The organism is Bradyrhizobium iriomotense (genome assembly GCF_018129405.1).
GTDB lineage: Bacteria > Pseudomonadota > Alphaproteobacteria > Rhizobiales > Xanthobacteraceae > Bradyrhizobium > Bradyrhizobium iriomotense_B.
The window spans coordinates 58156-83651 of record NZ_JAFCLP010000006.1; the positions used below are offsets into that span (position 1 = coordinate 58156).

Annotated in this window: 27 protein-coding genes; 17 read left to right on the top strand and 10 right to left on the bottom strand. The window is 65.9% G+C overall.

Annotation, left to right across the window (positions count from 1 at the left end; translation table 11 throughout):
- Positions 1-95 precede the first annotated feature (95 nt).
- The 6 genes from fliL (at position 96) to JQ592_RS15390 (ending at position 7184) form a co-directional block, all read left to right on the top strand.
- Entirely contained in the window at positions 96-596 is a 501-nt protein-coding gene (gene fliL, locus JQ592_RS15365; RefSeq protein WP_211403681.1) for a flagellar basal body-associated protein FliL, read from the top strand.
- 21 nt (positions 597-617) lie between these two features.
- Positions 618-1820: a flagellar motor switch protein FliM gene (gene fliM / locus JQ592_RS15370; protein WP_211403682.1), complete on the top strand. Its 1203-nt coding sequence runs from the start codon at positions 618-620 to the stop codon at positions 1818-1820.
- Positions 1817-2263: a DUF6468 domain-containing protein gene (locus JQ592_RS15375; protein ID WP_183240172.1), complete on the top strand. Its 447-nt coding sequence runs from the start codon at positions 1817-1819 to the stop codon at positions 2261-2263. Before fliM ends, JQ592_RS15375 begins: the two co-directional genes overlap by 4 nt.
- A gap of 9 nt (positions 2264-2272) precedes the next feature.
- Positions 2273-3034, top strand: a complete 762-nt coding sequence (locus JQ592_RS15380) for a MotE family protein (RefSeq protein WP_211403683.1) — start codon at positions 2273-2275, stop codon at positions 3032-3034.
- A gap of 103 nt (positions 3035-3137) precedes the next feature.
- Positions 3138-6866 carry a tetratricopeptide repeat protein gene (locus tag JQ592_RS15385; RefSeq protein ID WP_211403684.1) on the top strand — a complete coding sequence of 1243 codons (3729 nt, stop codon included), beginning with the start codon at positions 3138-3140 and terminating at the stop codon, positions 6864-6866.
- A gap of 81 nt (positions 6867-6947) precedes the next feature.
- Positions 6948-7184 carry a hypothetical protein gene (locus tag JQ592_RS15390; RefSeq protein ID WP_211403685.1) on the top strand — a complete coding sequence of 79 codons (237 nt, stop codon included), beginning with the start codon at positions 6948-6950 and terminating at the stop codon, positions 7182-7184.
- 161 nt (positions 7185-7345) lie between these two features.
- Here the strand turns inward: JQ592_RS15390 and fliP are convergent, their stop codons facing one another.
- Both fliP and JQ592_RS15400 read right to left on the bottom strand, forming a co-directional pair.
- A complete protein-coding gene (gene fliP, locus JQ592_RS15395; RefSeq protein ID WP_211403686.1) occupies positions 7346-8098 on the bottom strand; it encodes a flagellar type III secretion system pore protein FliP in 753 nt (250 codons plus the stop codon).
- Positions 8095-9072 carry a flagellar biosynthetic protein FliO gene (locus JQ592_RS15400; protein WP_211403687.1) on the bottom strand — a complete coding sequence of 326 codons (978 nt, stop codon included), beginning with the start codon at positions 9070-9072 and terminating at the stop codon, positions 8095-8097. Before JQ592_RS15400 ends, fliP begins: the two co-directional genes overlap by 4 nt.
- Before the next feature lie 347 nt (positions 9073-9419).
- Between JQ592_RS15400 and flgB the strand changes: the two genes are divergently transcribed.
- From flgB to JQ592_RS15450, 10 genes are all read left to right on the top strand, one after another.
- Positions 9420-9824, top strand: a complete 405-nt coding sequence (gene flgB / locus JQ592_RS15405; RefSeq protein WP_211403688.1) for a flagellar basal body rod protein FlgB — start codon at positions 9420-9422, stop codon at positions 9822-9824.
- Positions 9825-9863: 39 nt separating this feature from the next.
- On the top strand, positions 9864-10289 hold the full coding sequence (flgC, locus tag JQ592_RS15410) for a flagellar basal body rod protein FlgC (RefSeq protein WP_211403689.1): 426 nt from the start codon (positions 9864-9866) through the stop codon (positions 10287-10289).
- A gap of 16 nt (positions 10290-10305) precedes the next feature.
- Entirely contained in the window at positions 10306-10614 is a 309-nt protein-coding gene (gene fliE / locus JQ592_RS15415) for a flagellar hook-basal body complex protein FliE (RefSeq protein ID WP_211403690.1), read from the top strand.
- A 112-nt stretch (positions 10615-10726) separates the two neighbouring features.
- Positions 10727-10990 carry a flagellar biosynthesis protein FliQ gene (fliQ, locus tag JQ592_RS15420; protein ID WP_011088555.1) on the top strand — a complete coding sequence of 88 codons (264 nt, stop codon included), beginning with the start codon at positions 10727-10729 and terminating at the stop codon, positions 10988-10990.
- Positions 10991-11007: 17 nt separating this feature from the next.
- Positions 11008-11778 carry a flagellar biosynthetic protein FliR gene (gene fliR, locus JQ592_RS15425; RefSeq protein ID WP_211403691.1) on the top strand — a complete coding sequence of 257 codons (771 nt, stop codon included), beginning with the start codon at positions 11008-11010 and terminating at the stop codon, positions 11776-11778.
- Between the two features lie 10 nt (positions 11779-11788).
- On the top strand, positions 11789-12868 hold the full coding sequence (flhB, locus tag JQ592_RS15430; RefSeq protein WP_211403692.1) for a flagellar biosynthesis protein FlhB: 1080 nt from the start codon (positions 11789-11791) through the stop codon (positions 12866-12868).
- Positions 12869-13022: 154 nt separating this feature from the next.
- The gene (gene cckA, locus JQ592_RS15435; RefSeq protein ID WP_211403693.1) at positions 13023-15605 is read left to right on the top strand and encodes a cell cycle histidine kinase CckA; all 2583 of its coding nucleotides are present in this window, start codon (positions 13023-13025) and stop codon (positions 15603-15605) included.
- Positions 15606-16039: 434 nt separating this feature from the next.
- A complete protein-coding gene (locus JQ592_RS15440) occupies positions 16040-17056 on the top strand; it encodes a Tim44 domain-containing protein (protein ID WP_211403694.1) in 1017 nt (338 codons plus the stop codon).
- A 147-nt stretch (positions 17057-17203) separates the two neighbouring features.
- Positions 17204-17884 (top strand): lectin, encoded by a 681-nt coding sequence (locus JQ592_RS15445; RefSeq protein ID WP_211403695.1) that lies wholly within the window; start codon positions 17204-17206, stop codon positions 17882-17884.
- A gap of 222 nt (positions 17885-18106) precedes the next feature.
- Positions 18107-18814 carry a glutathione S-transferase gene (locus JQ592_RS15450; RefSeq protein WP_211403696.1) on the top strand — a complete coding sequence of 236 codons (708 nt, stop codon included), beginning with the start codon at positions 18107-18109 and terminating at the stop codon, positions 18812-18814.
- A 45-nt stretch (positions 18815-18859) separates the two neighbouring features.
- Here the strand turns inward: JQ592_RS15450 and JQ592_RS15455 are convergent, their stop codons facing one another.
- The 3 genes from JQ592_RS15455 to JQ592_RS15465 form a co-directional block, all read right to left on the bottom strand.
- Positions 18860-19534 carry a methyltransferase family protein gene (locus JQ592_RS15455; RefSeq protein ID WP_211403697.1) on the bottom strand — a complete coding sequence of 225 codons (675 nt, stop codon included), beginning with the start codon at positions 19532-19534 and terminating at the stop codon, positions 18860-18862.
- A gap of 117 nt (positions 19535-19651) precedes the next feature.
- Positions 19652-19825 (bottom strand): hypothetical protein, encoded by a 174-nt coding sequence (locus JQ592_RS15460; RefSeq protein WP_211403698.1) that lies wholly within the window; start codon positions 19823-19825, stop codon positions 19652-19654.
- Between the two features lie 257 nt (positions 19826-20082).
- The gene (locus tag JQ592_RS15465; RefSeq protein WP_211403699.1) at positions 20083-20556 is read right to left on the bottom strand and encodes a hypothetical protein; all 474 of its coding nucleotides are present in this window, start codon (positions 20554-20556) and stop codon (positions 20083-20085) included.
- 247 nt (positions 20557-20803) lie between these two features.
- On the opposite strand from JQ592_RS15465, the gene JQ592_RS15470 reads away from it, so the two are divergent.
- The gene (locus tag JQ592_RS15470; protein WP_211403700.1) at positions 20804-22459 is read left to right on the top strand and encodes a fumarate hydratase; all 1656 of its coding nucleotides are present in this window, start codon (positions 20804-20806) and stop codon (positions 22457-22459) included.
- A gap of 110 nt (positions 22460-22569) precedes the next feature.
- Here JQ592_RS15470 and JQ592_RS15475 read toward each other — a convergent pair whose 3' ends face one another.
- The 5 genes from JQ592_RS15475 to JQ592_RS15495 form a co-directional block, all read right to left on the bottom strand.
- Positions 22570-23490, bottom strand: coding sequence for an SH3 domain-containing protein (locus JQ592_RS15475; RefSeq protein WP_211403701.1), 921 nt, complete (start codon positions 23488-23490; stop codon positions 22570-22572).
- Positions 23491-23503: 13 nt separating this feature from the next.
- A complete protein-coding gene (locus JQ592_RS15480; RefSeq protein WP_211403702.1) occupies positions 23504-23800 on the bottom strand; it encodes a hypothetical protein in 297 nt (98 codons plus the stop codon).
- A 189-nt stretch (positions 23801-23989) separates the two neighbouring features.
- Positions 23990-24544, bottom strand: coding sequence for an inner membrane-spanning protein YciB (locus JQ592_RS15485; RefSeq protein ID WP_211403703.1), 555 nt, complete (start codon positions 24542-24544; stop codon positions 23990-23992).
- A 12-nt stretch (positions 24545-24556) separates the two neighbouring features.
- A complete protein-coding gene (locus JQ592_RS15490; protein ID WP_211403704.1) occupies positions 24557-25132 on the bottom strand; it encodes a hypothetical protein in 576 nt (191 codons plus the stop codon).
- Positions 25133-25208: 76 nt separating this feature from the next.
- Positions 25209-25472, bottom strand: a complete 264-nt coding sequence (locus JQ592_RS15495; RefSeq protein ID WP_211403705.1) for a hypothetical protein — start codon at positions 25470-25472, stop codon at positions 25209-25211.
- Positions 25473-25496: the final 24 nt, after the last annotated feature.

Below are 25496 nucleotides of genomic sequence, written 5' to 3' on the forward strand. Positions count from 1 at the left end.
GAGCGCATTGCGCTGGGACATTCGTATCGCGTCACTGTCTGCCAGGGGGCTTCGCTCTTTCGATTCCTTTAAGAGATGAGCGAGCCTAAGCGGCCATGGCAGAGAATGAAGCGGAAGGCGGCGCAGGCGCTGAGGGCGCAGAAGCCGCTCCCCCGAAGAACAAGCTCAAGCTCATCATCATGGCTGTCGGCCTGCTCGCTGTCCTCGGCGGCGGTGCTGCGACCTGGTTCTTCTTCTTCCGTCACGGCGACGACGAGCATCATGCCGAGGTAGCGCCTCCGCCGAAGCCGCCGGCCTTCGTCGACGTGCCCGACATCATGGTCAATCTCGCCGGCGCGCCCGGCGAGCGCGTGCAATATCTGAAGCTGAAGATCGTGCTGGAGCTGAAGGAAGAGAAGCAGATCGAGGCGATCAAGCCGACCATGCCGCGCGTCACCGACATCTTCCAGACCTATGTGCGCGAACTGCGCTCCTCCGACCTCAACGGCTCCGCCGGCATCTTCCGCCTCAAGGAAGAGCTGACCAAGCGCGTCAACGCGGCGGTCGCGCCGATCCAGGTCAGTGCGGTGCTGTTCAAGGAAGTCGTGATCCAGTGATGATGGCAATGGGCTAGCGTCATGGCCGGCAACGAGCAAATGGACCAGGATGCGATTGCCGCCCAATGGGAGGCGTCGCTCGATTCCGAGGATCCGGCGGAGGCCGCGAAGGCCGCTGCCGAAAACGAACTATCGGAGACCATGGCCCTGCAATGGGCGGCCATGGTCGAGGACGGCAGCCGCGATCTCGGCACCGGCAAGAATTCCGGCGAGCGGGTGCTGTCGCAGGAGGAGATCGACAACCTCCTCGGCTTCACCGTCGGCGACGTCACGCTCGACGACCATTCCGGCATTCGCGCGATCATCGATTCGGCGATGGTCTCCTACGAGCGTCTGCCGATGCTCGAAATCGTCTTCGACCGCCTGGTGCGGCTGCTGACGACCTCCTTGCGCAATTTCACCTCCGACAACGTCGAAGTCTCGCTCGACCGCATCACCTCGGTGCGCTTCGGCGACTACATGAACTCGATCCCGCTGCCCGCCGTGCTCTCGGTGTTCAAGGCCGAGGAGTGGGAAAACTTCGGCATGGCGACGGTCGATTCCAACCTGATCTATTCGATGATCGACGTGCTGCTCGGCGGCCGCCGCGGCACCAGCCAGCTCCGCATCGAGGGCCGGCCCTACACCACGATCGAGACCGAACTGGTCAAGCGCCTCGTCGAGGTGGTGCTGGCCGATGCCGAGCAGGCGTTCCGGCCGCTGTCGCCGGTGACCTTCACGATCGACCGGCTCGAGACCAATCCGCGTTTCGCCGCGATCAGCCGCCCCGCCAACGCCGCGATCCTGGTGCGCCTGCGCATCGACATGGAAGACCGCGGCGGCAACATCGAGCTCTTGCTGCCTTACGCGACCATCGAGCCGATCCGGGGCGTCCTGCTCCAGATGTTCATGGGCGAAAAGTTCGGCCGCGACCCGGTCTGGGAAGGCCATTTCGCCACCGAGATCGTGCAGGCCGAGATCGCCGTCGATGCCGTGCTCTACGAGGCCGACATTCCGCTCAAGCAGCTGATGCGGCTCAAGGTCGGCGACACGCTGCCGCTCGACATGCGCGCCGATGCCAACGTGACCGTGCGCTGCGGCGACGTCACGCTGACCGAGGGGCGGATGGGCCGGGTCGGCGACCGCGTCGCGATCCGCGTGACGAAACCCCTGCGCAAGCCAAGTACGACACTTGCGATGTTCGAGAAGGTGGACGAGCAGAACAAGATGATGGAGGCCCCATGAACCACTCCCTGGGAATGGCGATCGAGACGCTGGTGGCTATCCTGCTGATGCTCACGATCGGCTACTGTATCCTGCTGAACAAGCGGCTGACGCGGCTGAAGGCGGACGAGCATTCGCTGAAGGCGGTCATCGCCGAGCTGATCACCGCGACCGAGATCGCCGAGCGCGCGATCGGCGGGCTGAAGCTCGCCGTGCGCGACGTCAACGAGAACCTCGGCAGCCAGCTCGCGGCGGCGACCCAGATGTCGGACCAGCTCTACAAGCAGCTCGGCGAAGCCGACAACGTGGTGCGGCGCCTGTCCAAGATCGCGATCGCCGCGCGCCCCGTCACCAATCCGGAAACCGCTGCCGCGCCCGTTGCAAAACCCTCGTCGGCGAAGGCGGTGGCGGCTGCGGCCGAAGCCTTCTCCGAGCGCCGCCGATCCAACGGCCTTGCCGCATGAAGTCAGGGTATGAAGTCCTTTCGTAACATCCGCGTCATTCCGGTCGTCCTGGTTGCCGTCGCAGGTCTCGCCACGCTCAAGGTCGCGGGCCTCGTGATCAATGGCGGCTATGTCTTCGACTACCAGCCGAACCAGACCAGGAAGTCCTGGGCGCAGGAGAATCTGAACTTCCCGACCGGCCGCGAGGACCCCGACATCACCGGTTCGACCCATGGCGCGCCGAAGGAGGCGCCCAAGCCCGCCGCGCCCGAGACCAAGCCCGAAGGCACCGTGGTCAAGGTGGAGGAAGGCCAGCCGCAGGTCTCTGCCTCGGAGCGCGCGATCCTCGAGCGCCTGCAGGCGCGCCGCCAGGAGATCGAGGCCCGCCAGCGCGAGATCGACATCCGCGAGAGCCTGCTCAAATCCGCCGAGAAGCGCATCGAGAACAAGGTCGAGGAGATGAAGGCGGTGGAAACCCGCATCTCCGCGACCCAGGCCGAGCAGAAGGCCGCCGAAGCCCAGCGCATGAAGGGCCTCGTCACCATGTATGAGGGCATGAAGCCGAAGGATGCCGCGCGGGTGTTCGACCGGCTGGAGATGGGCGTGCTGATCGAGATCGCCTCGGCCATCGCGCCGCGAAAGATGTCGGACATCCTCGGCCTGATGTCGCCCGAGGCCGCCGAGCGGCTCACGGTCGAGATGGCCCGCCGTGCCAATGGCGGCGGCGATCAATCGGCCTTGGCCGGCGACCTGCCCAAGATCGACGGCAGGCCGACGCAAAAGCCGAATTGAGGGCTCATACTTAAGAAGTCCTTAATTGGCAAAACCTACATTCGAGGGCATCGGCCGGCACCAGTTGCCGGCGTGAACCGCCGAACCGGAAGACATGCCGCAAATGGCGCGAGAGGCTGCCGCTGGATTTGTGTCGCGAGCCCGCGCCTTGGCGCGGCGGCTGTCGCGTCACGCCCGCACTGCACCGGTGCTGGCAGCCTGCCTCCTGATCGGCCTCGCGGCGCCCGGCCGGGCGGCCGATGCCATCAGGGGCGAGGCGAGTTTTTCGGCCGGCGGCGGCTTTGCCCGTCTCGTCATCAAGCTCGGCGAGGATGTTCCGTCCGAGGTGACGACGGCCGGCTCCATCCTCATCATCCGCTTCGACCGTGCGGTCGAGGTTCCCGTCGACCGCGTTCCGGAAGGCGCGCCCGACTACGTCAACTCCGCCCGCCGCGACCCCGATGGCGGTGCCATCCGCCTGTCGCTGGCGCGGCGCGTCACCGTCAACACCATGAACGCCGGCGAGCGCACCTTCATCGACCTCCTGCCGGAGGGCTGGAAGGGACCGCCGCCGAGCCTGCCCATGGACGTGGTCAAGGAGCTCGCCGAGCGCGCGCGTATCGCGGAACGGGCGCTGCGCGCCCAGCGCGCCGCGGCCGAGACCAAGAAACGACCGCAGATCCGCGTCCGCGCCTCGGTGCAGCCGACCTTCGTCCGCTTCGTGTTCGAGATGCCTGACGGCGTCGGCGTGTCCTCCGTGCTCAACGAGCAGAAGCTCACGCTGATGTTCAACGCCAACCTCAATTTCGATCTTGCGGACGCGGTCGTCGCCGCGCCGCCGAACGTCGCCTCGATCAAGCAGAAGGCCGACATCGACCAGACCAGTGTCGAGATCGCGCTGATCGGCGATTCCGACGTGCACTCCTTCCGCGACGACAAGAACTACGTCGTCGACGTCTCCTTCCAGCCGGACAAGGGCAAGACGGCCATGACGCCGGAGGCGGCGATCGCGCAGGCCAAGCCTGCGGGCCATGCACCGGCGCCTGCGCCGGACAAGCCGGCGGCCGAGAAGCCGAAGGAGGTCCGTCGCGAGATTACGCCGCCGACATCGGAGACGATCGCGCGCGAGGCCAAGATCGACGTGAAGCCCGAGGTGAAGCCGGAAGCTCCCGCCGCGGTGCCGGTCGTCGAAGCGCCGAAACCGGCTCCCGTGGTCGCCGCCGAAGCGCCGCACGCTGTGGAAGCGCCCAAGGACGTTCCGAAACCGGCGCCTGTTGCCGAGGCTCCGGCCGCGCCTGCCAAGCCTGCAACGGTCGAGGCGCCCAAGGAGGTCGTGACGGAAGCTGCGAAGGAGCCGGTCAAGGAAGCCGGCAAGGCCGCGCCGACCGAGGCGGCGGCGCCGCAGCCCGTTGTCGCCGGCGTCGACGTGCGCCGCGACAGCGATGGCCTGCGCGTCACGTTCCCGCTTCAGGTTTCGACCGCTGCGGCGGCGTTCCGCCGCGGCGACACCATCTGGCTGGTGTTCGACACACCGAAGCCGATCGACCTCGAGGCGATCCGCACCAAGGGCGGCGCGATGATCGGAGAGGTCGGCCGCGTTCCGCTCGACAAGGGGCAGGCGGTGCGCATCCGTCTCACGCGGCCGCTGGTCTACTCGCTGACGAGCGAGGAGGTCGGCAAGGAGACCAACTGGCTGCTGACCCTCGCCGACAGGATCCAGGCGACGCCGCTGCCGCTAATGATGTCGCGCAACATCACCGATCCCGCGCTCGCCAACATCGCGATCCCCTTTGCCAACCCGGGCCAGCTGCACAAGCTGACCGACCCCGATGCCGGCGACACGCTCTATGTCGTCACCGCGCAGCGGCCGGTCCGCGGCTTCATCAAGCGGCAGGACCTCGTCGATCTCTCGCTGCTGGAATCCGCGCACGGCATCGCGATCCGGCTGAACTCCGACGAGGTCGGCGTCGAGGTCGGGGCCGACAAGGTCATTCTCGGCAAGAAGGGTGGGCTGACGCTGTCGCCGGTCGACATCTCGGCCGAGCGGGCGCCGACCGCGGTGCGCCCGATCTTCAGTCGCGAAGGCTGGCGCAAGGGTCAGTCGGAGAATTTCTGGACGCGGCAGAGCGATCTGGTCATGGCGATTTCCGCCGTCGATCCGGCGATGCGCTCGCTGCCGCGGCTCGACCTCGCGCAGTTCTACATGTCGCGCGCGATGTATCACGAAGCCAAGGCCGTGACCGAATTGATGCTGGCCGATCCGCTCAACAAGGAGGAGAGTGGCGCCCTGATCATGCACGCGATCGCGAGCATACTGATCGGCCGGCCGGCACAGGGACTGAAGGACCTCGCCAATCCCGTGATCGGCAACAGCCATGACTCCCTGCTCTGGAAGGCGCTCGCTTATGCGCGGCAGGGCAAATGGGCGGACGCGCGCGAGAAGTTCAAGAACGTCGAATTCGCCATCGCCTCGCTGCCGCTCGACATCCAGCGCATCGTGACCATGGACGCGATGCGGGCTTCGCTCGAAGTGAAGGACTATGCCGGCGCCTCCAAGCGCCGCAGCGAGCTCGAGGTCGTCGGCGTATCCCCCGAGGCTGCGCCCGGCTTTGCAGTGTTGCGCGGCCGGCTCGCCGAGGCGCTCGGCCACGACAAGGATGCGCTCGACGACTACAAATTTGCGGTCGCCTCGAACGATCGCCTGGCTGCGGCCGAGGCCAAGCAGCTCGAGGTGGCGCTGCGCCAGAAGAGCGACGAGATCGGCAAGGAAGACGCGCTACGCGAGCTCGAGACGCTGTCGATGACCTGGCGCGGCGATGCGATCGAGGTCAAGACGCTGCAGATGCTGTCGCAGCTGTACGCCGCGAACGGGCGCTACCGTGATGCGCTCACGGCGGCGCGCACCGCGACGAGGCTGCAGCCGAACGCCGAAGCCTCGCGCCAGGCGCAGGACCTCGCCTCCGAGCTGTTCACGCAAATCTTCTTAGGCCCCAAGGGCGACGAGCTGCCGGTGGTCGAAGCGCTCGGCATGTTCTACGAGTTTCGCGAGCTGACGCCGATCGGCCGCCGCGGCGACGAACTGATCCGGCGTCTGGCCGACCGTCTCGCCTCGATCGACCTGCTCGACCAGGCCGCCGAGCTCTTGCAGTACCAGGTCGACCACCGCCTCGAAGGCGCCGCCCGCGCCCAGGTTGCCGCGCGCCTGTCCATGATCTATCTCGCCAACCGCAGGCCCGACAAGGCGATCTCGGCGCTGCGCGCAAGCCGCATCAGCGATCTCTCCGGCGAGCTCAGGCAGCAGCGCCTGCTGCTCGAAGCGCGCGCGCAGAGCGACGTTGGCCGTCACGATCTCGCGCTCGACATCGTCTCCAACGTCTCCGGGCGCGAGGTGCTCCGCCTGCGCTCCGACATCTTCTGGGCGGCGCGGCGCTGGCGCGAGTCCGCCGAGCAGATCGAGCTGTACTATGGCGAGCGCTTCCGCGACTTCAAGCCGCTCAACGCGGTGGAGAAGAGCGACATCATCCGCGCCGCCGTCGGCTATGCGCTCGCCGACGACTCGATCGGGCTGTCGCGCTTCCGCGAGAAATACGCGCCGCTGATGAGCGAGAGCGCCGACCGTCTGGCCTTCGACATCGCCAGCAAGCCGGCTGCGGCCTCCAGCGCCGAATTCGCCGAGATCGCCAAGCTTGCCGCTAGCGTCGACACGCTCGACGGCTTCCTGCGCGAGATGAAGCAGCGCTTCCCCGACGCCACCGCCCGCGCGCCGGCCTCGCCGCAGGCCAGGGACGAGAGCGACCACACCGGCTCGCTGCCCACGATCCCCGCCGTGCGGCAGATCAAGATGACGCGCTAGGAACCCTGCTACCTCTGGACCTCTCGACAGCTGCCGCGCGAGGCGGCAACCTGCACGTCTTCATGCCGGGAGAGGGACGATATGAACAAGCCTGCCAAGACCGAAGCCGAACTCATCGCTATGGCGCGGGCCGAATTGAAGGCCCATGTCGATGGCCCGGACGGCTTCGCCATCTCCATCGTTCGCGACGGCGATAGCTGGGAGTTCCGTGCCGACGCCGATCAGGCCACGCGAAACAAACCGGGCTTTCCCGAAAGCGTCGCCATGCTGGTTCAGATCGGCGATCATCTCAGCAAGCAGTATGACGTGAAGGGGTAGGGGGCAGGTCTACGCAACGCAGTCGCGCACTACGTACTCGGTGTCGTCGCCCGGCTTGACCGGGCGATCCAGTACTCCGTGACGGCCGTGATTGACCCGAGAAGCCGCGGCGTACTGGATGCCCCGGTCAAGCCGGGGCATGACAGCGGAGATCGAGGCCGCTATCCCCCGTAACTCTGCACCAAACTCCCGGCCACCAGCGACCAGCCGTCGACCAGCACGAAGAAGATCAGCTTGAACGGCAGCGAGATCGTCGCCGGCGGCAGCATCATCATGCCCATCGACATCAAGACCGAGGCGACGACGAGGTCGATGATCAGGAAGGGCAGGAACAAGAGGAACCCGATCTCGAAGGCGCGCTTGAGCTCGGAGATCATGAAGGCGGGAACGAGGATGCGTAAGCCGAGGTCGTCGGGGGTGGCGGGCGGCGGCTCGCCGGAGAGGTCGAGGAACAGCTTGAGGTCCTTCTCGCGCACGTTCTTTTGCATGAAGCCGCGCAAGGGGACGGAGGCGCGCTGGAGCGCATCCTCGACACTGACCTGGTTGGCGACGAGCGGACGGATGCCCTCGTCGTAGGACTTTTGCAGCACCGGTCCCATCACGAAGAAGGTGAGGAACATCGCGAGCGCGATGATCACCGAGTTCGGCGGTGCGGTCGCCGTGCCCATCGCGGTGCGCAGCAGCGACAGCACGACCACGATGCGCGTGAACGACGTCATCATGATCAGGATCGACGGCGCGATCGAGAGCACCGTGAGCAGCGCGATCAGCTGGATCGCGCGCTCGGTGACGCCGCCGCCCTGGCCGCCGAGATTGATGCTGATGTCCTGCGCGTGCGCGGGCATCGCGAGCGAAGCCGCACCGAACAGGACAGAAAGGAAAAGAACTCTACGCGGGAGGGCCGGCAGCCTCACGAAGACGGCTTCGGACGGCCGAGCAGCGAGGCCATCTCGTCTTCGAGATTTTCAAAGCTGGTCTTCTCCGCGGCGGGCTTCGGCGGCGGGGCCGGGGGCGCCGGTGGCTCGCTGCGCGCAACGCGCGGCGGAGCGGCGGGCGGCTCCGGCGCAACCGGAGGCGCGACCGTTTCGCCGGCCGGGCGGCGCAGCGCGGCCTCTAGCCGCTGCGCCATTTCGGCAAGATTCTGCTCGGCGCTCGAGGGCGCGGCTGCGGCGGGTGCCGGCGCGGGAACGGGCGGGGCCTGCGGCACCGGGGGAGGAGGCGGCGGCGCAGCTGCGCGCTCGGCGCGCAGCGGCGGCACCTTCACCGGCTCGCTCTGGCGCGGCGGACGCGGCATCAGCGGCGGCTCGGGGCGAGCAACACGCGGCGGGAGCGGTTCGGGCCGCGGCTCGCGCTCGGGGCGCGGCGCCATCGGCTCCGGCGGAAAGCCGGGCAGGGCCGGCTCACTGCGGCGTTCGGCCAAAGCGGGCGCGGGCCGGCGCACTTCGTCGGCGAACGACGGCCGCGCGGGCCGCGGCGGCGGCTCGGGCATTTGCGGCTCGGGATGATCGAGCAGTTCCGGCCGTGGCGCTTCGTCGGCCCAGGCGCCGGCATCGGGCATCGGGGCAAGGCGCGGCGGCTCGGCGGCGTTGGGACGCTGCGGGAGCTGGTCGCGGCCGGGCGCGGCGCGCACGATGTTGGGCTCGACGACGATGTCGGTCGGGCCGCCGATCATCAGGAGATGCTCGACATTGTCGCGCCGGACCAGCACCAGGCGGCGCCGGCCATCGACCGCGGCGGCATCGATCACCGCGAGCCGGGGCATCCGGCCGCGCTGGGTGTTGGCGCCGATCCGGTTGCCGGCGAATCGGCGAACAAGCCATGCAGCGACGCCGATCAACGCCAGAACGACGATGAACGCGACGATGAAGGTGATAGGGCTGCCTTGCATACTTGTCCCCGACAAATGGCGCTTTTCTCGGGCCCGTGGTCAGCTGCGCCAACCACCGGCGTACGATGCCCCAAACTGCGATCTCTTAACGTTCCACGGCAAGTTTTGCCGTCCCCAACTCTTAATAACCTATGAATCGCCCGATCCAAAACGACTTCTTGGCCCGTGCGTGTGCCGCCAAGCGGTTGGGTTAATGCCGCTTTTTGATGCGTAGAATCACGGGATCGCAAGGTCGTGTCCCGCCTGGGGACATGTCCCGGCGGTATCCTTAACCACCTGTTAACCATACAGGCGGCAAATTCTGCCTAGCTTCGGACACAAGTCCGACGGCGGAAGGAGCCGCAACGATGTCCATCAACGACCTCCCGGTGCTGTCGGCGCTTCGCACCAAGATGCAGTGGCATCAGGAGCGCCAGCGCGTCCTGTCCGAGAACGTCTCCAACTCCGATACGCCCAAATTCCGGCCGCGCGACCTGGTCGAGCCGAAGCTCGACAAGACCGGCGCCGTTGCGGGCTCGATGGGCCCCCTGACGCTGACCGTCACCAGCGCCTCGCACATGAAACCATCAGGCGCGGCCTCGGGCTTCGACCAGAACAAGAATGCCGGCTTCGAGACCCGTCCCGCGGGCAATGCCGTCAACCTCGAAGAGGAGATGATGAAGGCCGCCAGCAACCAGATGGACTACGCGGCGGCGACCTCGCTCTATTCGAAGAGCCTGCATCTGCTCAAGACCGCGATCGGCAAGGGCTAGAGCATGATCCGGGAACAGCAGGGCTAGCGGAGGCAGATCATGGCGAATGACAGCAGCGACTTTGCCCGCTCGATGGCGATCGCGACCTCCGGCCTGCGCGCGCAGGCCGGCCGCATGCGGGTGATCTCGGAAAACATCGCGAACGCGGATTCGACCTCGCAGACCGCGGGCGGCGATCCCTACCGGCGCAAGGTTCCGACCTTCTCCTCCGCGCTCGACCGCACGCTCGACGCGCAGGTCGTCACCCTCGGCAGAATCAAGCCCGATCGGTCCAGCTTCCGCGTCAGATACGAGCCGAACAATCCGGCTGCGGATGCGACCGGCAACGTCAAATATCCCAACGTGAACTCGGTGGTCGAGATGACCGACATGCGCGATGCGCAGCGGTCCTATGAGGCCAATCTCAACATCATCAGTGCGACGCGCCGGATGATCCAGCGCACGCTCGACATCCTCAAGAGCTGAACAGGACATTTGAGCCATGGCATCACCGACAATCGCCGCCAACGCCTATGCCAACCTCGCCCGCGTGCTGGAGAACAGCGGCGCCGGCAAGGGCGGCGAGCCGGGCGGGCAATCCTTCGCCTCGTTGCTGAAAGACGCCGTCGGCAGCGTGATGGAATCCGGCCGCAAGTCCGACGCGCAGACGGTGGCGATGGCCGCCGGCAAGGCCAACGTGATGGACGTGGTGACGGCGGTCGCCGACACCGACGTCGCCGTCTCCACGCTGGTATCGGTCCGCGACCGCGTGATCTCGGCGTATGAAGACATCATGAAGATGCCGATCTGACGGATGCTGTCATTCCGGGGCGGTGCGAAGCACCGAACCCGGAATCTCGAGATTCCGGGTTCTCGCTGCGCGAGCCCCGGAATGACGGAAATTATCGGAAGCGAGAATTTAAATGACCGGACCCGAGACCCTCGACGTCGCGCGTGATGCGATCTGGACCATCGTGATCGTGTCCTCGCCGCTGATGGTGGTCGGGCTCGTGGTCGGCGTCATCGTGTCGCTGTTCCAGGCGCTGACGCAGATCCAGGAGCAGACCCTGATCTACGTGCCGAAGATCCTGGCCATCTTCGCCACGATGCTATTGGCGCTGCCGTTCATGGCCGACTCGCTCCATGCCCACATGCTGCGGATCTCGTCGCGAATCATCGGCGGCTGAGGCACAATGCGCCCGCTATGCGCATCGACGTCTCGCTGCTGCCGGCGCTCGCCGCGTCCTTCATGCTCGCCTTCGCCCGGGTCGGCGCGATGGTGATGCTGCTGCCGGGCCTCGGCGAGACCAATATCCCAACGCGGATCAAGCTGTCGATCGCGCTGCTGCTCACGCTGATCATCCTGCCGCTGCATCGCAACGCCTACCACGTCGACATGGGATCGCTGGCGCCGCTGCTGGTGCTGATGCTGCATGAGATCGTGATCGGCATCGTGCTCGGCGCGACCGCGCGCGTGACGCTGTCGGCGCTGCAGGTCGCGGGCTCCGTGATCGCGCAGCAGATGGGGCTCGGCTTCGTCACTTCGGTCGATCCGACGCAGGGGCAGCAGGGCGTGCTGGTCGGCAACTTCCTGACCATGCTGGGGGTGACGCTGCTGTTCGCCACCGACAGCCATCATCTGGTGATCGCTGCGCTGAACGACAGCTATGCGATCTTCTCGCCGGGCGAGACCGTGTCAAGCGGCGACGTCGCTTCGCTCGCGACGCGCGCCTTCGCCGCGGCGTTCCGGCTCGGCCTGCAGCTCTCGGGGCCGTTCCTGGTGTTCGGCCTCGTCTTCAACATCGGATTGGGCGTGCTGGCGCGGCTGATGCCGCAGATGCAGGTCTATTTCGTCGGCGTGCCGCTCTCGATCTTCGTGGGCTTCCTGGTGCTCGCCGTGGTGCTCACCGCGATGATGGGCACGTTTCTCGATTACTTCATCGGTGTTATGCACCAGATGATGCCACTCAAGTAACGAGGGATCGATGGCGGAAGACAACGATCCAGAGAGTCAAACAGAAGACCCGACACAAAAACGTCTCGACGATGCGCTCGAACGCGGCGACGTCGCCAAGAGCCAGGAGATCAACACCTGGTTCATGATCGCGGGCGGCACGCTCGTGGTGTCGACGTTCTCGGGCTCGGTCGGCAGCGGGCTGGTGACGCCGATGCGCAACCTGCTCGCCAATTCCTGGATGATCAAGACCGACGGCGGGAATCTGCTCAAGCTGATGCAGCAGATCGAATTTGCCGTGCTCGCTGCGATCGGCGTGCCTCTCCTGATGCTGGTGCTGGCGGCGATCGCAGGCAACATGCTGCAGCACCGCCTGGTGTGGTCGGCCGAATCCCTGAAGCCCAAGTTCAGCAAGATCTCGCCCGGCGCCGGCTTCAAGCGCATCTTCGGCAAGCAGGCGGCGGCAAACTTCCTCAAGGGTCTCGGCAAGCTGATCGCGCTCGGCGTGGTCATGACCATGATCCTGTGGCCGGAACGGCATCGCATGGAGGCGATGGTCAGGCTCGATCCGGCTGCCATGCTCGGCGCCACCACCAGCATGACCGTGCACCTGCTCGGCGCGGTGGTCGCGGCGCTCGCGATCATCGCCATTGCCGATTATTTCTTCCAGTACCGCAGCTGGTTCCAGCGGCAGAAGATGTCGCTCCAGGAGATCAAGGAAGAGTTCAAGCAGTCCGAAGGTGACCCGCACATCAAGGGCAAGATCAGGCAACTCCGGCAGCAGCGCGCCAAGAAGCGCATGATGGCGGCGGTTCCCAAGGCCTCGGTGATCATCACCAACCCGACCCACTATTCGGTGGCGCTGTCCTACGAGCGCGGCATGTCGGCGCCGATCTGCGTCGCCAAGGGCGTCGACAACCTCGCTTTCAAGATCCGGGAGATCGCGCGCGAGCACGACATCCCCATCGTCGAGAACGTGCCGCTGGCCCGTGCGCTCTATGCCACCGTCGACATCGACCAGGAAATCCCGACCGAGCACTACCATGCGGTCGCCGAGGTCATCGGCTACGTCATGCGGCTGAAACAGGGATTCCGCGCCGGGCGTGGCTAAAACCCCCGAAAAGTATCGGAAATGGCTGTAATCTGGGAATCAGCGTACCTTTCAACCCTGCTGCCCTTGCGCCTGCGGGTCCGATTGAGGCAGGGAAGGCCCTGCGCGCGCGGCAGCGCGTTGATTCTCTGCCAACAGGCTGCGCCAGCTCGAGATGACTGCTGAGACCGACCACGACCTCACACGCGAGCCCGTTGCGGCGCACGAGCCGTCGCCGCGCTCGGGCAGCATTGCGCTGGTGCTGCTGGTGGCCGCCGGCCTCGTCGCCGTCGCCGTCGGTCTGATGACGCTCGGGCGCGCGCAGGCGCAGCCCTATATCCTCGGCATCCTCGCCGTGCTGGCGATGGTCGGCCTGTTCAACCTGTTCGCCTTTGCCGCCGGCATCATCCGCTTCGCCGACCGTAGTCTCGATGATCCCATCATCGGCCGCATCTCCGATCACGCGTTCGACGGGCTCGCCGTCACCGATGCGCGCGGACACGTGGTCTATTCCAACGCGGCCTATCTGACGCTGACCGGCGCCAGCGGTCCGCAGGACGTGCGTCCCGTGGAGCGCGTCTTCATCGGCAATCCAGACGTCTCCGAAGCCGTGTTCCGCCTGCTCAAGGCCGCCCGCGAGGGCAAGCGCCAGCAGGAGGAGGTGCGGATCTCCGGCCATGACGGCAGCCAGGGCCGCTGGCTGCGCATGCGCGTGCGCCCGCTCGGTACCGGCAAGCGCGAGTCGAAATACGCGGTGTGGTCGATCGCCGACATCACCCGCGACCGCGAGCGCCAGGAGGACGTGTTCCAGGAGCTCCAGCACGCGATCGAATACCTCGACCACGCGCCTTGCGGCTTCTTCTCGGTCAATCCGGCCGGGGAGCTCGCTTATGTCAATGCGACGCTGGCGAACTGGCTCGACTACGACCTCGCCGAGATCGGCTCGGGCGGCCTGAAGCTCACCGACATCGTCTCCGGCGATGGCGCCTCGCTTTTGACCGCGATCGTGGCGGTGCCGGGCGAGGTGAAGACCGAGGTCTTCGACATCGACCTGCGCATGCGGACCGGCAAGACCATGCCGGTGCGGCTCTATCACAAGCTCGCCTTCGGCGCCGACGGCGCCCCGGGGCCGTCCCGCACCCTCGTCATCAGCCGCGCCCGCGACGAGCGTAGCGATCCCGATCGCGCCGCCGAAGTCCGCTTCATGCGCTTCTTCGACCACACGCCGATGGCGATTGCGACCGTCGACCGTGCCGGCAACGTCGTGCGCGCCAATGCGCGCTATGCCAAGCTCGGGCAGGCGCTCGGGCTCGACAGCGCCTCCAAGTCGATCTTCCGCGCGGTCAATTCGCGCGATCGCCACCTCCTGATCGCGGCCATCAACCAGGCCGCCGAAGGCCAGGCCGACATCGCGCCGGTCGAGGTGGCGCTGGAAGGGACCAAGGAACGTTGGGGCCAGTTCTTCGTCACGCCGGTGGACGCGGCCGAGAACGAGGCGGAAGCTGCCATCGTGCACATGCTCGAGACCACCGAGCGGCGCGCGCTGGAGAACCAGATCAACCAGTCGCAGAAGATGGAGACGGTCGGCCAGCTCGCCGGCGGCATCGCCCACGACTTCAACAACGTGCTCTCCGCCATCATGATGGCGAACGATTTCCTGCTGAACGCGCACAAGCCGACCGATCCGTCGTTCCAGGACATCATGCAGATCAAGCAGAATGCGACGCGCGCCGCCACCCTGGTGCGGCAGCTGCTGGCGTTTTCGCGGCGCCAGACGCTGCGGCCGCAGGTGCTCGATCTCGGCGATGCTTTGAGCGATCTCACCATGCTGCTGCGCCGCCTGATCGGCGAGAAGGTCAAGCTCGACCTGATCCACGGCCGCGACCTCTGGCCGGTCAAGGTCGACGTCTCCCAGTTCGAGCAGGTGATCGTCAACCTCGCGGTCAACGCGCGCGACGCGATGCCCGACGGCGGCAAGCTGATCATCCGCACCGCCAACGTCACGACCGAGGATGCCGGCAAGCTCGCCTACAAGGGCATGCCGGCCGCGGACTATGTCCGGATCGAGGTCGCCGACACCGGCACCGGCATTCCCGCCGACATCCGCGACAAGATTTTCGAGCCGTTCTTTTCGACGAAGGAGGTCGGCAAGGGCACCGGCCTCGGGCTCTCCACCGTCTACGGCATCGTCAAGCAGACCGGCGGCTTCATCTACGTCGATTCCGAGCCGGGACAAGGCACCTCGTTCCACATCTTCCTGCCGCGCCACCATGCCGAGCCGGAGGTGCAGGTCGAGCAGCCGGCAGCGGTGGTCAGCACGACCAATGGCGCCGCGAAGGAAGCCGCCGCGCCGGCAGAGGCGAAGCCGCGGACCGATCTCACCGGGCAGGGCACCATCCTGCTGGTCGAGGACGAGGAGGGCCTGCGTGCGCTCAATGCCCGCGGCCTGCGCTCGCGCGGCTACACCGTGGTCGAGGCCGAGAACGGCGTCGAGGCGATGGAGGTGCTGGAGGAGCAAAGCGGCGCGATCGATCTCGTCGTCTCCGACGTCGTGATGCCGGAGATGGATGGCCCGACGCTGCTGAAGGCGATGCGCGAGAAGAACCCCGACATCAAGTTCATCTTCGTCTCCGGTTACGCCGAGGACGCCTTCGAGAAGAGCCTGCCCGAGGGCCAGCAGTTCGACTTCCTGCCAAAACCGTTCACCCTCAGCCAGCTCGTGGCGGCGGTGAAGGAGACGATGACGAAGCAGGGGTGAGGGGCGCGGTCGAAAGATTGCACCGACGCGCAACAATCTCGGCCGTCGTCCTGGCGAAGGCCAGGACCCATACCGCGTGATCTCTCGATTGCGTCCCCTGCCAATCCCGAACGACCAATCTTCGCCAAACCGCCTCCTGGGGTAATGGGTCCTGGCGTTCGCCAGGACGACATCGGGGAGGCATATGTGCGACTTCTCCGCGACGGCCCGTCTGGATTGTTTCGCCGCAAGGGCTCCTCGCAATGACGAGGAAAAAGCGGAATTCCCGCCGTTAACCCGCCGGTAACCGGCGACCACGGTTCCCCGGCGCACCCCGGCCAAACCCCCGTCAAATATGGGCTTTTGCCACATCCCCGCGACTGAGGGCCGCAGCCATCGGTCCCGAAACCGGCTTCACTTTTCGGGAAGTCTGCCCATCTTAGGGCCACGTCCCCATGCCGGGGATTTGGGAAACGCACATGACTTTCTCGCAACGATCCCGCTCTCTCTTCAAGACGCTCGCCGTCGTGCTGGCGCTTGCGCTGCCGACTGCGCTCGCCATTTCGTCCGCCGACGCGCGCGTCGGTGGCGGCATGTCGTCGGGTTCGCGCGGCTCGCGCACCTATTCGGCTCCGCCGTCGACCACAACCGCGCCGGGCTCGACCTCGCAGTTCAACCGTACCTACACCCAGCCGGGCGCAGGCATGAACTCGGCTGCGACCGCGCCGGCGCGCGGCGGCCTGTTCGGCCGCGCCGGCGGCTTCATGGGCGGCCTCGCGGCCGGCTTCCTCGGCGCAGGCCTGCTCGGCATGCTGTTCGGCGGCGGCCTGTTCGGCGGCCTCGGCGGCCTGTCGTCGATCATTGGCCTGATCATCCAGATCGCACTGGTGGTGTTGGTGGTGCGGCTGGCGATGTCCTGGTGGCAGCGCCGTCACTCGCCGCAGGCGGCCTATGCCAATGCTGACGCCAGCGCCGGTCCGGGACCGCAGACGAACTACCGCAGCGGCCTCGGTGGCGGTGGTCTCGGCGGTGGACTTGGCGGCTTCGGCTTCGGCGCCAACAACGCGCCGCTTGAGATCAAGCCGGACGACTATGAAGCGTTCGAGCGCCTGCTCGGCGATGTCCAGACCGCATGGTCGAACGAGGACGTTGCCAAGCTGCACACGCTCGCGACGCCGGAAATGGTCTCCTATTTCGAGCAGGACCTGGCCCAGAACCGCGCGCGCAACGTCGTCAACAAGGTCACCAACGTGAAGTTGCTGCAGGGCGACCTCGCGGAAGCCTGGCGCGAAGGCGAGACCGACTACGCCACGGTGGCGCTGCGCTTCGCGCTCACCGACAAGACGGTGGACCGCAACACCGGCGCGGTCGTCGCCGGCAGCGAGCAGCCGGGCGAGGCCACCGAGGTCTGGACCTTCGCCCGTCGCCCGAACGGCGGCTGGGAATTGTCGGCGATCCAGCAGACCAACTGATCGCAGACGAGATGAGAAACCAGGGCGTCGTGCTTCTTGCACGGCGCCCTTTTCTTTTGGACCTCTCGCATCGCGGCATCGGAATAAGCGGGCGTGCGTCGGGTTGAAAATCAGGCGGCCAACGAAAAACACAACTGGGAGGACAAGATGATCCGTATCGAGAGATCCGTGACGATTTCGGGCCTCGCGCTCACGCTGGCCTTGCTCGCGGCGCCATCCGTGCATGCGCAGTCAACCGACATGACCTTCTTCGTGACCTCCAGCGGCCCGGGCAAGGGCGCAGATCTTGGCGGCCTGGAGGGAGCCGATGCGCAATGCCAGAAGCTCGCTCAGGCCGCCGGCGCCGGCAGCAAGACCTGGCGCGCCTATCTCTCGACGCAGGCCGCCGAGGGCAAGCCGGCCGTCAACGCGCGCGATCGCATCGGCAAGGGACCGTGGCAGAATGCCAAGGGCGCGGTCATCGCCAAGGACGTTGCCAACCTGCACAGCGCGGCCAACAATCTCACCAAGCAGACCGCGCTCAGCGAGAAGGGCGAGGTCAACAACGGCGCCGGCGACACGCCGAACCGGCACGACATCCTCACGGGATCGCAGGCCGACGGCACCGCTTTTGCCGCGGGTGACGACAAGACCTGCAAGAACTGGACGTCGAGCACGCAAGGCGCCGCGGTCGTGGGCCATGCCGACCGTAAGGGCCTGGGCGACGACGAACCGTCAAAGTCCTGGAACAGCTCTCACCCCTCGCGCGGTCCCGATGGCGGTTGCTCGCAGGCCGATCTGAAGAGCACCGGCGGCGACGGGCTGCTGTATTGCTTTGCGGCGAATTGAGGCGCTGAGCCGCTCTTTCCTCCGTCATTGCGAGCCAACGGGTCCGCGCGAAGCGCGGCCCGATGACAGGCTCCGCGAAGCAATCCAGACTGCCTCCGCGGCAAGATTCTGGATTGCTTCGCGTGCGCTCGCAATGACGTGTGGGGCCGATGTTCCGCCCCACGACGACGGAACTTGCGTCGCGTGCTAAGCTTGTTCCGCGCGTCTCAAAGGACTGTCCCCATGAAATACGAGCTCTATTACTGGCCCGAGATCCAGGGCCGCGGCGAATATGTGCGGCTGGCGCTGGAGGAGGCGGGCGCGGCCTACGTCGACGTCGCGCGGGCGGCGCGCGGGACGGCTTCGATGATGAAGGTGATGGAGGCGCAGAAGGGCACTCCGCCCTTTGCGCCGCCGTTCCTGAAAGCCGGCAAGCTCGTCATCGGCCAGACCGCCAATATCCTGCTCTATCTCGGCGCCCGCCATGGGCTTGCGCCGAAGACGGAAGCAGGCAAGTTCTGGGTGCACCAGCTCCAGCTGACCATCACCGATCTCGTGGTCGAAATCCACGACACCCATCATCCGCTCGGGCCTTCGATGTACTACGAGGACCAGAAGGCGCCGGCGAAGAAGCGCACGGCCGAATTCTGGGACGAGCGCGTGCCGAAATATCTCGGCTATTTCGAGCAGCTGCTCGCCGGCAATGGCGGCGCTTACGTCACCGGCCGCCGGCTCACTTACGTCGATCTCTCGCTGTTCCAGATCGTCGCCGGACTGCGCTACGCGTTTCCGAAACGCATGACGGCGTTCGAGACAGACATCCCGGGCCTCGTCGGCTTGCACGATCGCGTCGCTGCGCGCCCGAACATCAAGGCCTATCTTGCCAGCCCGCGCCGTATCGCCTTCAACGAGCAGGGTATCTTTCGTCGCTATCGCGAACTGGACAATTAGTCGGTCCGGAAAACGTCCGCCTGTCGCACGGGCGCGTATGCGCACTCACCACACGCCGGGCACCAGGCGATAGCGCACCCGTGCCGCATAGTCGGCATAGCCCGGCAGGCCCTCGCGCAGCGTGCGCTCCTCGATGCCGATGCGGACGGCGAACAGGGCGAGGAACAACGGCGCCATCGCCAGTCCCCACCACGAGCCCAGCAGCAGCGGCAGGCCGGCGAAGAACAGGATCATGGCGCTGTACATGGGGTGGCGCACATGCGCGTAGGGCCCGGTCGAGATCACGCGCTGCGCGCGCTCGGCTTGCAGCTTCACCACGGGCGTGGCGAACGAGTTCTCACGGAACACTGACATCGTGAACAACATGCAGAGCAGGAACAGCACGAAGCCGAGCACCAGCAAGGCAACCGGCATGTCGGGCCCAAGCCAACGCCGGTCGAGCCCCATCACGACCAGCCAGGCCAGCATCGCCGCCATGAGGGCGGCGACGAAGGCCTTGTCGGCCGGCGGCTGGTCCTTCTGGATGACCGGACGGAGGCGCTCCGCCAGCAGCGCCGGATCGAGCCGGTAGAGCCACCAGCCGCAGAGCGGACCAAGCAGGGCGGAGCTGACGAGGAACACCCAGGCCGACGGCCAATGCAGCGTGCCGGCAGACGCGAACAGCAGCGCGCCCATCGCGACGGTGAAGATCGTGTTCTGCAGCAGAAGGCGGACGATCATGCGCAACTCTCAGACCCGAGCGCGCACGAGTGTGATCCCGCTATCCGGCGAAGATGCGGCCGGACGCGCGAAAAGCCCGATCGACCGGATCGGGCGATTCATCTCAGAAAGAGCCGGTCAGGCGAGCTGATCGATCCGCGTGCCCTGACCCGGCGGCAGCGGCGCGGGCGGCTGCGGCTTGTAGGTCGCCTCGGTGTCCTCAGTCTTGGTCTGGTCGTCCTGCTGCTTGGTCGTGTCGTAGTTAGGTACCACGATCGCGATCGGCGGCGGCGCTACGGTGGAAACCTTCATCCACAAATCCTCACGCATGGAAACAATTCAGCCTGCTCCGGGAGGAGCGAAATTTCCTTCAAGGCGATCGTTAAAATGCGAGGGATTGGTGCGGTGGATTGTGCGCTGTTCTTGCTTCCGCGAAGGGGAGATTTGAGAGGACGGTAGCTCTCTCCTCGTCATTGCGAGCGGAGCGAAGCAATCCAGAATCCTCTGCGGAAAGACTCTGGATTGCTTCGCTCCGCTCGCAATGACGGAGTGTGTGGAAAGCGAGTGTCCTACTCGTCCTTGCCGCGCGTGATCGCGATGGACGCGTCCGTCTTGGTGCGGGTGCAATCCATGTTGAGCCGCCGGTAGCGCATGCTGACCTTGTCGCCGCGCAGGAGTCCCATCCGCTTCAGGCAGCGTGTCGCGCCCGTCGTGGTGTCGTCCTTGGTCACGGTGAAGACGATCGCCGCCATCGATCCCACCAGCGCGTAAAACTCCGGCGTCGGCTTGCGGTCGCCCTTGGCATAGAGCTCGATCGAATATTTGTCGCCACGGCAACCGACCGAAAGCTCCTTGGCCGCCGGGTGCGTCAGGTAGACGACGTTGGCGGCCCGGAAATTCACCTTGAGGCGGTCGATCTGGTTCGCCAGCTCCTTGGCGCTGTCGTCGCAGCGATCGGCGCGCGCGGGCGAGGCGAGAGTCACAAGGCCGGTGATGGCGGCGGCGACCAGGATCGCGCCGCGGACGTTCAGTTTGAAAATCATGATGAAAAGCCCCTGAGGGCGCGCATTCAACCTTCGTCGCGCGCGGAGTGCAAGGGGTGCGTCCAGACCTTCCCCGGAGACAATGGCGGGCGCGCATCTCTGCGGACATTGGCCCGGAAAAGGGCCGTCTTGTCGCCGAATTCAGATGCCCCGGCCGCGCCAGAACGCCTTCCCTTTGCGGCAAAAAAGCTTAGAACGCTTCTATGCTAGCGGCCCGCCAGGGCTCCAAACCCCCGAGATTCGCTCCATGAACGCTCCCACCGCCTTCCCCGACCCGTCCAAGCCTGTTCCGCCCTACAAGCACACTCCGCTGTTCCCGCTGGGCAAGGACGAGACGCCCTACAAGAAGATTTCGTCCGAGGGCGTCAGGGTCGAGAAGGTCCTGGGCAAGGACATGCTGGTGGTGTCGCGCGAGGCGCTGCGGGCGCTGTCGGAGGCGGCTTTTGGCGACATCAACCATTATCTGCGGTCCGGCCATCTGAAGCAGCTCCGCGCGATCCTGGAGGACAGCGAGGCGAGCCCGAACGACAAGTTCGTCGCGCTCGACTTTTTGAAGAACGCCAATATCGCGGCCGGCGGCGTGCTGCCGATGTGCCAGGACACCGGCACCGCGATCATCATGGGCAAGAAGGGCTGCAACGTCATCACCGACGGTGACGACGAGGCGGCGCTGTCGGAAGGCGCGCGCGATGCCTATCTGCGCCGCAATCTGCGCTACTCGCAGGTCGCGCCCTTGTCGATGTACGAGGAGAAGAACACCGCCAACAACATGCCGGCGCAGTGCGAGATCTATGCCGAAGGCGACGACGCCTACAAGTTCATGTTCATGGCCAAGGGCGGCGGCTCCGCCAACAAGAGTTTTCTGTTCCAGGCCACGCCCTCGGTGCTGACCAAGGACCGGCTGCTCGCCTTCCTGAAGGAGAAGATCCTGACGCTGGGCACCGCGGCGTGCCCGCCCTATCACCTCGCCATCGTGATCGGCGGCACCTCGGCCGAGCTCTGCATGAAGACGGTGAAGCTCGCCTCCGCGCGTTATCTCGATGCGCTGCCGACCCACGGCTCGCCCGACGGCAACGCCTTCCGCGACGTCGAGATGGAGAAGGAAATCCACAAGATGACGCAGTCGCTCGGTGTCGGCGCGCAGTTCGGCGGCAAGTATTTCTGCCACGACGTGCGCGTGATCCGCATGCCGCGTCACGGCGCTTCGCTGCCGATCGGTCTTGGCGTGTCTTGCTCCGCCGACCGCCAGGTGCTCGGCAAGATCACCAAGGACGGCATCTATCTCGAGGAGCTCGAGCACAACCCGGCGCAGTACCTGCCGCAGGTCGAAGAGGCGCTCGGTGGCGAGGTCGTCAAGATCGACCTCAACCAGCCGATGAAGGACATTCTGGCGACGTTCTCGAAGCACCCGATCAAGACCCGCGTCTCGATGACGGGCACCATGATCGTCGCGCGCGATAGCGCGCACGCCAAGCTGCGCGAGCGGCTGGAGAAGGGCGAGCCGCTGCCGGACTACTTCAAGAACCATCCGGTCTATTACGCCGGCCCCGCCAAGACGCCCGACGGCTATGCCTCCGGCGCGTTCGGTCCGACCACCGCGGGCCGCATGGATTCCTTCGTCGACCAGTTCCAGGCCGCCGGCGGTTCGATGGTGATGGTGGCCAAGGGCAATCGCGCGCCGGCCGTGCGCGAGGCCTGCAAGAAATACGGTGGCTTCTATCTCGGCTCGATCGGCGGTGCCGCGGCGAACCTCGCCGAGCACTGCATCAAGAAGGTCGAGGTGCTCGAATATCCCGAGCTCGGCATGGAAGCGATCTGGCGCATCGAAGTCGTCGACTTCCCGGCGTTCATCATCATCGACGACAAGGGCAACGACTTCTTCAAGGAGTTGAATTTGGGCTGAGATGTCATGGCCGGGCTTGACCCGGCCATCCATCACTCTTCAAGAAAGATGGATACGCGGGTCTAGCCCGCGCATGACGAGGCGAGCTATCGGCGAAGTCGCGATCCGCCCTAGCTGCAATTCGTGACCTGGTTGGAGCACAGCGAGCGCCACCAGCCGCGGACGCCGTCATGGCTCTCGACCAGACCCCAGAAGCCGCTGCAGGCCATCAGCCGCTTCGGTCCGCCGTCACCGTCAATCGGGCCGCCGAGCTCGTGCTGCGCGGGCATCCATTTGGCGTCGACGAAGGGCGCCTGGAAAAGCCCGCCCGCGCGCGTGTAGCCATTGGCGAAGTTCGCGCCGACCTTGTTGGAGGCGACCCAGCCGCGTCCGGCATAGGGCTTTGGCGCGCTGCGCGGATACCGCTTCTCGTCCTCGTAAGCCTTGCCCGGGGGCCTCGCGCCTTCGATCAGGAACCAGCCATCCTTGAAGCCGATGATGCGGAATTCGGTAAGCCAGCCGCCCTCCGGTGTGTTCTCGGCGCCGCCTAACTTCAACCGGTAGGGTGGCGGCAGCGTGCCGAGCACGCGCGCTTTCGTCGACGGCTCGGCGCGCAGGTTCAGGCCATTCGGGTCTTTGTCGATGGACCAGGCGCCGAGATCGCAGGGCTCGGTACCATCAGGGAGGCTGGCGCGCTTGCCGGCGAGATCGGCGTGCAGCTTCGCGAAATCGTTGTCGTCGTTGTCACGGTCCGGCGCGGCGCGCGGCTTCAGCTCGGCCGAGATCGCGCGCGTCGCATCAGGCGTCAGCGTAACGACGAGAGCCTGGCGTGCGGCAAACACACTCGCCGGTGTCTTCGGATCGTTCGACGTTGTCGGATACACAGCGAGATAGCCTATCGCACCTTCGGTGCGATAGGCGGTGCCGGCAACATAGCCCGCTGGCACCATGGCGAGCGCGCTTGCGCGCCACGCCGGTTCGCTGTCATCCGCGCGCGCTGCCTGTGTCGCGACACACAGGATCGTCGCCGCGATGAGACGGAGCGCACGCATCGGTGCAGCGCGCTTACGCGCGCGCGCCCGTGAAGGGGAAGCTGCCCATCGGGCCGATCCCCATCTCGCCGCTGATGCTGTCGCCGGAGACCGTACCGGTGAATTCGAGCGTGAGCGGCATCGGTTTGTCGATCGAGACCTTCCAGGAGACGTTGTCACCGCTGACGGTGCCGTCGAAGATCTCGGCGGAATTACCTTCCGCAACCTGCGCGCCCGTGAGCGCGCCGCCCGCGGCCTTCAGGCTGAGCGTCGAGTTGCGCTCGCCCATCGGCGTCGTCATGGTCAGATTCCAGTTGCCGTCTACGGCCATTCCCGTCTCCCCAACAAATCCCGGCGGGCCGCGACGATCCGCGACCAGTCCTGGGCGAGCCTATAGCCCAACTCGCAGCTCCTGCCTAACGCTCCGATAGGGCATCGAAGCATGATCCGGAAAAGTGTGTGGCGGTTTTCCGAAAAGATCGTGCTCAAACGTCAACCTGAAGCGCGATCGCATCGCGCTTCAGGCGCGGGCGGCGGCGCGGCGGCGGCTGGTGACGATGAGCCTGAGCACGACATACTGCACGGCAAAGGCCAGGATCTTGGCGCCGCCCGCGACCACCGTGATGTAGAACGCCCACAGCTTCAGATCGCCGGTGGCGGCGACCGCGATCATGCCGGCGCCGATCACGAACATCAGCGCGGCCCAGGCATAGCCCGCAGCGGTCACATATTCCGGGACGGTCTCGCTCACGATCGGCGGCATGTAGCGCAGCATCCAGCCGCGCTTGAGCATGATGGCGCCGATCGCGAAATGCGCGATCGAAGGTTTGGCCAGCATGAAGCGGGGATCGTTGGTCAGCAGCGTGACCGTGCCCAGCACAACGACGAGCGCGAGGCTCGCATAGGTCATGTAGTTGAGCTGCTGTCCCTTGACCCTTGCATAGATCACCTGCGCGATCGCGCCGGCAACCGCGACCGACGTCGCCAGCACGACGTTGTCGGTGATGAGGTAGACGGCCAGGAAGACGATGGCAGAGAGGAAGTCGGAGGCGAGGCGGGCGAATACGTCCTTCATCGTCAATCCTGTTCAGCGGGCGTCGGGGAGAGCGCGGGCGGGCGTACCGTACTTGATCTGGCGATACTCAGGATACCATTTTGTGAAATAGATCGCGCTGTTGCGGGCGGCGAAGGCGACCGCGAGGCTCGACCAGAGCGGCAGGCCGGGCACGTAGAGCAGCACGAGATTGGCAGCCGCCATCAGCAGCGCGGCGGCGGTCCAGGCGGCGGTGATGACGTAATTGGCAGTGAGAAAGCCGGGCATCGCCGCGGTCTCGGCCGGGACGGATTCGAGCGCATATTGCAGCGTGAAAGGATGGCGGACCAGCATCGAGCCCAGCGAGATGACGAAGATGCCGACATCGACCGACAGCTTGACACCGAGCGGGCCGAGGGCGGGGTCGATCAGCACGAGGTAGAGGCCGATCGCGGCGAATACGATTGCGGAGCCCGCGGCCAGGACCTTCACCGAGCGGCCGCGCGCGACATCGATCGCGACGGTGGCGAGGCAGATTGCCGATGCCGCAAACACGCTGACCATGGCCGAGGTCAGCAGCATCAGGACGGTGTAGGCGCCATAAGGCGCGAGGATCAGGAAAATCGCCATGGGCCGCCTCGGTCGAGCCGATCTTTACAATGGAAAGATTTCTACTTGCGGGCTGGGCACGGGTCAAGCAAAATCTTTACAGTGTCAAAATGACGTAGGCGATCTCTAAAAAGTGAAGGGCCGCAACGGCTTGGTCGGATGCTTCTTCAGCCAATTCCGCCCATGGCAGGTGTGACAGGAGCGGCAGCGCGGAGGCGATCAAAAGGCCGAGGCTGAGCAAGATGCCGCCGTTGAAGACAGTATGGCGGCTCCGCTGCAGCCGGATCATCTGGAATGCGAGCGTGGCACCGGTCAGCGCGAGGACGGCCAGGCAAACTGCGGTGATCGAGGGCGTGTGCATGGGAGACCTCTCTGCATTCGCGAT

Coding starts and splice junctions, on each gene's coding strand:
- fliL (WP_211403681.1), top strand. CDS start 96: ATGGCAGAGAATGAAGCGGAAGGCGGCGCAGGCGCTGAGGGCGCAGAA.
- fliM (WP_211403682.1), top strand. CDS start 618: ATGGCCGGCAACGAGCAAATGGACCAGGATGCGATTGCCGCCCAATGG.
- JQ592_RS15375 (WP_183240172.1), top strand. CDS start 1,817: ATGAACCACTCCCTGGGAATGGCGATCGAGACGCTGGTGGCTATCCTG.
- JQ592_RS15380 (WP_211403683.1), top strand. CDS start 2,273: ATGAAGTCCTTTCGTAACATCCGCGTCATTCCGGTCGTCCTGGTTGCC.
- JQ592_RS15385 (WP_211403684.1), top strand. CDS start 3,138: ATGGCGCGAGAGGCTGCCGCTGGATTTGTGTCGCGAGCCCGCGCCTTG.
- JQ592_RS15390 (WP_211403685.1), top strand. CDS start 6,948: ATGAACAAGCCTGCCAAGACCGAAGCCGAACTCATCGCTATGGCGCGG.
- JQ592_RS15400 (WP_211403687.1), bottom strand. CDS start 9,072: ATGCAAGGCAGCCCTATCACCTTCATCGTCGCGTTCATCGTCGTTCTG.
- flgB (WP_211403688.1), top strand. CDS start 9,420: ATGTCCATCAACGACCTCCCGGTGCTGTCGGCGCTTCGCACCAAGATG.
- flgC (WP_211403689.1), top strand. CDS start 9,864: ATGGCGAATGACAGCAGCGACTTTGCCCGCTCGATGGCGATCGCGACC.
- fliE (WP_211403690.1), top strand. CDS start 10,306: ATGGCATCACCGACAATCGCCGCCAACGCCTATGCCAACCTCGCCCGC.
- fliQ (WP_011088555.1), top strand. CDS start 10,727: ATGACCGGACCCGAGACCCTCGACGTCGCGCGTGATGCGATCTGGACC.
- fliR (WP_211403691.1), top strand. CDS start 11,008: ATGCGCATCGACGTCTCGCTGCTGCCGGCGCTCGCCGCGTCCTTCATG.
- flhB (WP_211403692.1), top strand. CDS start 11,789: ATGGCGGAAGACAACGATCCAGAGAGTCAAACAGAAGACCCGACACAA.
- cckA (WP_211403693.1), top strand. CDS start 13,023: ATGACTGCTGAGACCGACCACGACCTCACACGCGAGCCCGTTGCGGCG.
- JQ592_RS15440 (WP_211403694.1), top strand. CDS start 16,040: ATGCCGGGGATTTGGGAAACGCACATGACTTTCTCGCAACGATCCCGC.
- JQ592_RS15445 (WP_211403695.1), top strand. CDS start 17,204: ATGATCCGTATCGAGAGATCCGTGACGATTTCGGGCCTCGCGCTCACG.
- JQ592_RS15450 (WP_211403696.1), top strand. CDS start 18,107: ATGAAATACGAGCTCTATTACTGGCCCGAGATCCAGGGCCGCGGCGAA.
- JQ592_RS15455 (WP_211403697.1), bottom strand. CDS start 19,534: ATGATCGTCCGCCTTCTGCTGCAGAACACGATCTTCACCGTCGCGATG.
- JQ592_RS15460 (WP_211403698.1), bottom strand. CDS start 19,825: ATGAAGGTTTCCACCGTAGCGCCGCCGCCGATCGCGATCGTGGTACCT.
- JQ592_RS15465 (WP_211403699.1), bottom strand. CDS start 20,556: ATGATTTTCAAACTGAACGTCCGCGGCGCGATCCTGGTCGCCGCCGCC.
- JQ592_RS15470 (WP_211403700.1), top strand. CDS start 20,804: ATGAACGCTCCCACCGCCTTCCCCGACCCGTCCAAGCCTGTTCCGCCC.
- JQ592_RS15475 (WP_211403701.1), bottom strand. CDS start 23,490: ATGCGTGCGCTCCGTCTCATCGCGGCGACGATCCTGTGTGTCGCGACA.
- JQ592_RS15480 (WP_211403702.1), bottom strand. CDS start 23,800: ATGGCCGTAGACGGCAACTGGAATCTGACCATGACGACGCCGATGGGC.
- JQ592_RS15485 (WP_211403703.1), bottom strand. CDS start 24,544: ATGAAGGACGTATTCGCCCGCCTCGCCTCCGACTTCCTCTCTGCCATC.
- JQ592_RS15490 (WP_211403704.1), bottom strand. CDS start 25,132: ATGGCGATTTTCCTGATCCTCGCGCCTTATGGCGCCTACACCGTCCTG.
- JQ592_RS15495 (WP_211403705.1), bottom strand. CDS start 25,472: ATGCACACGCCCTCGATCACCGCAGTTTGCCTGGCCGTCCTCGCGCTG.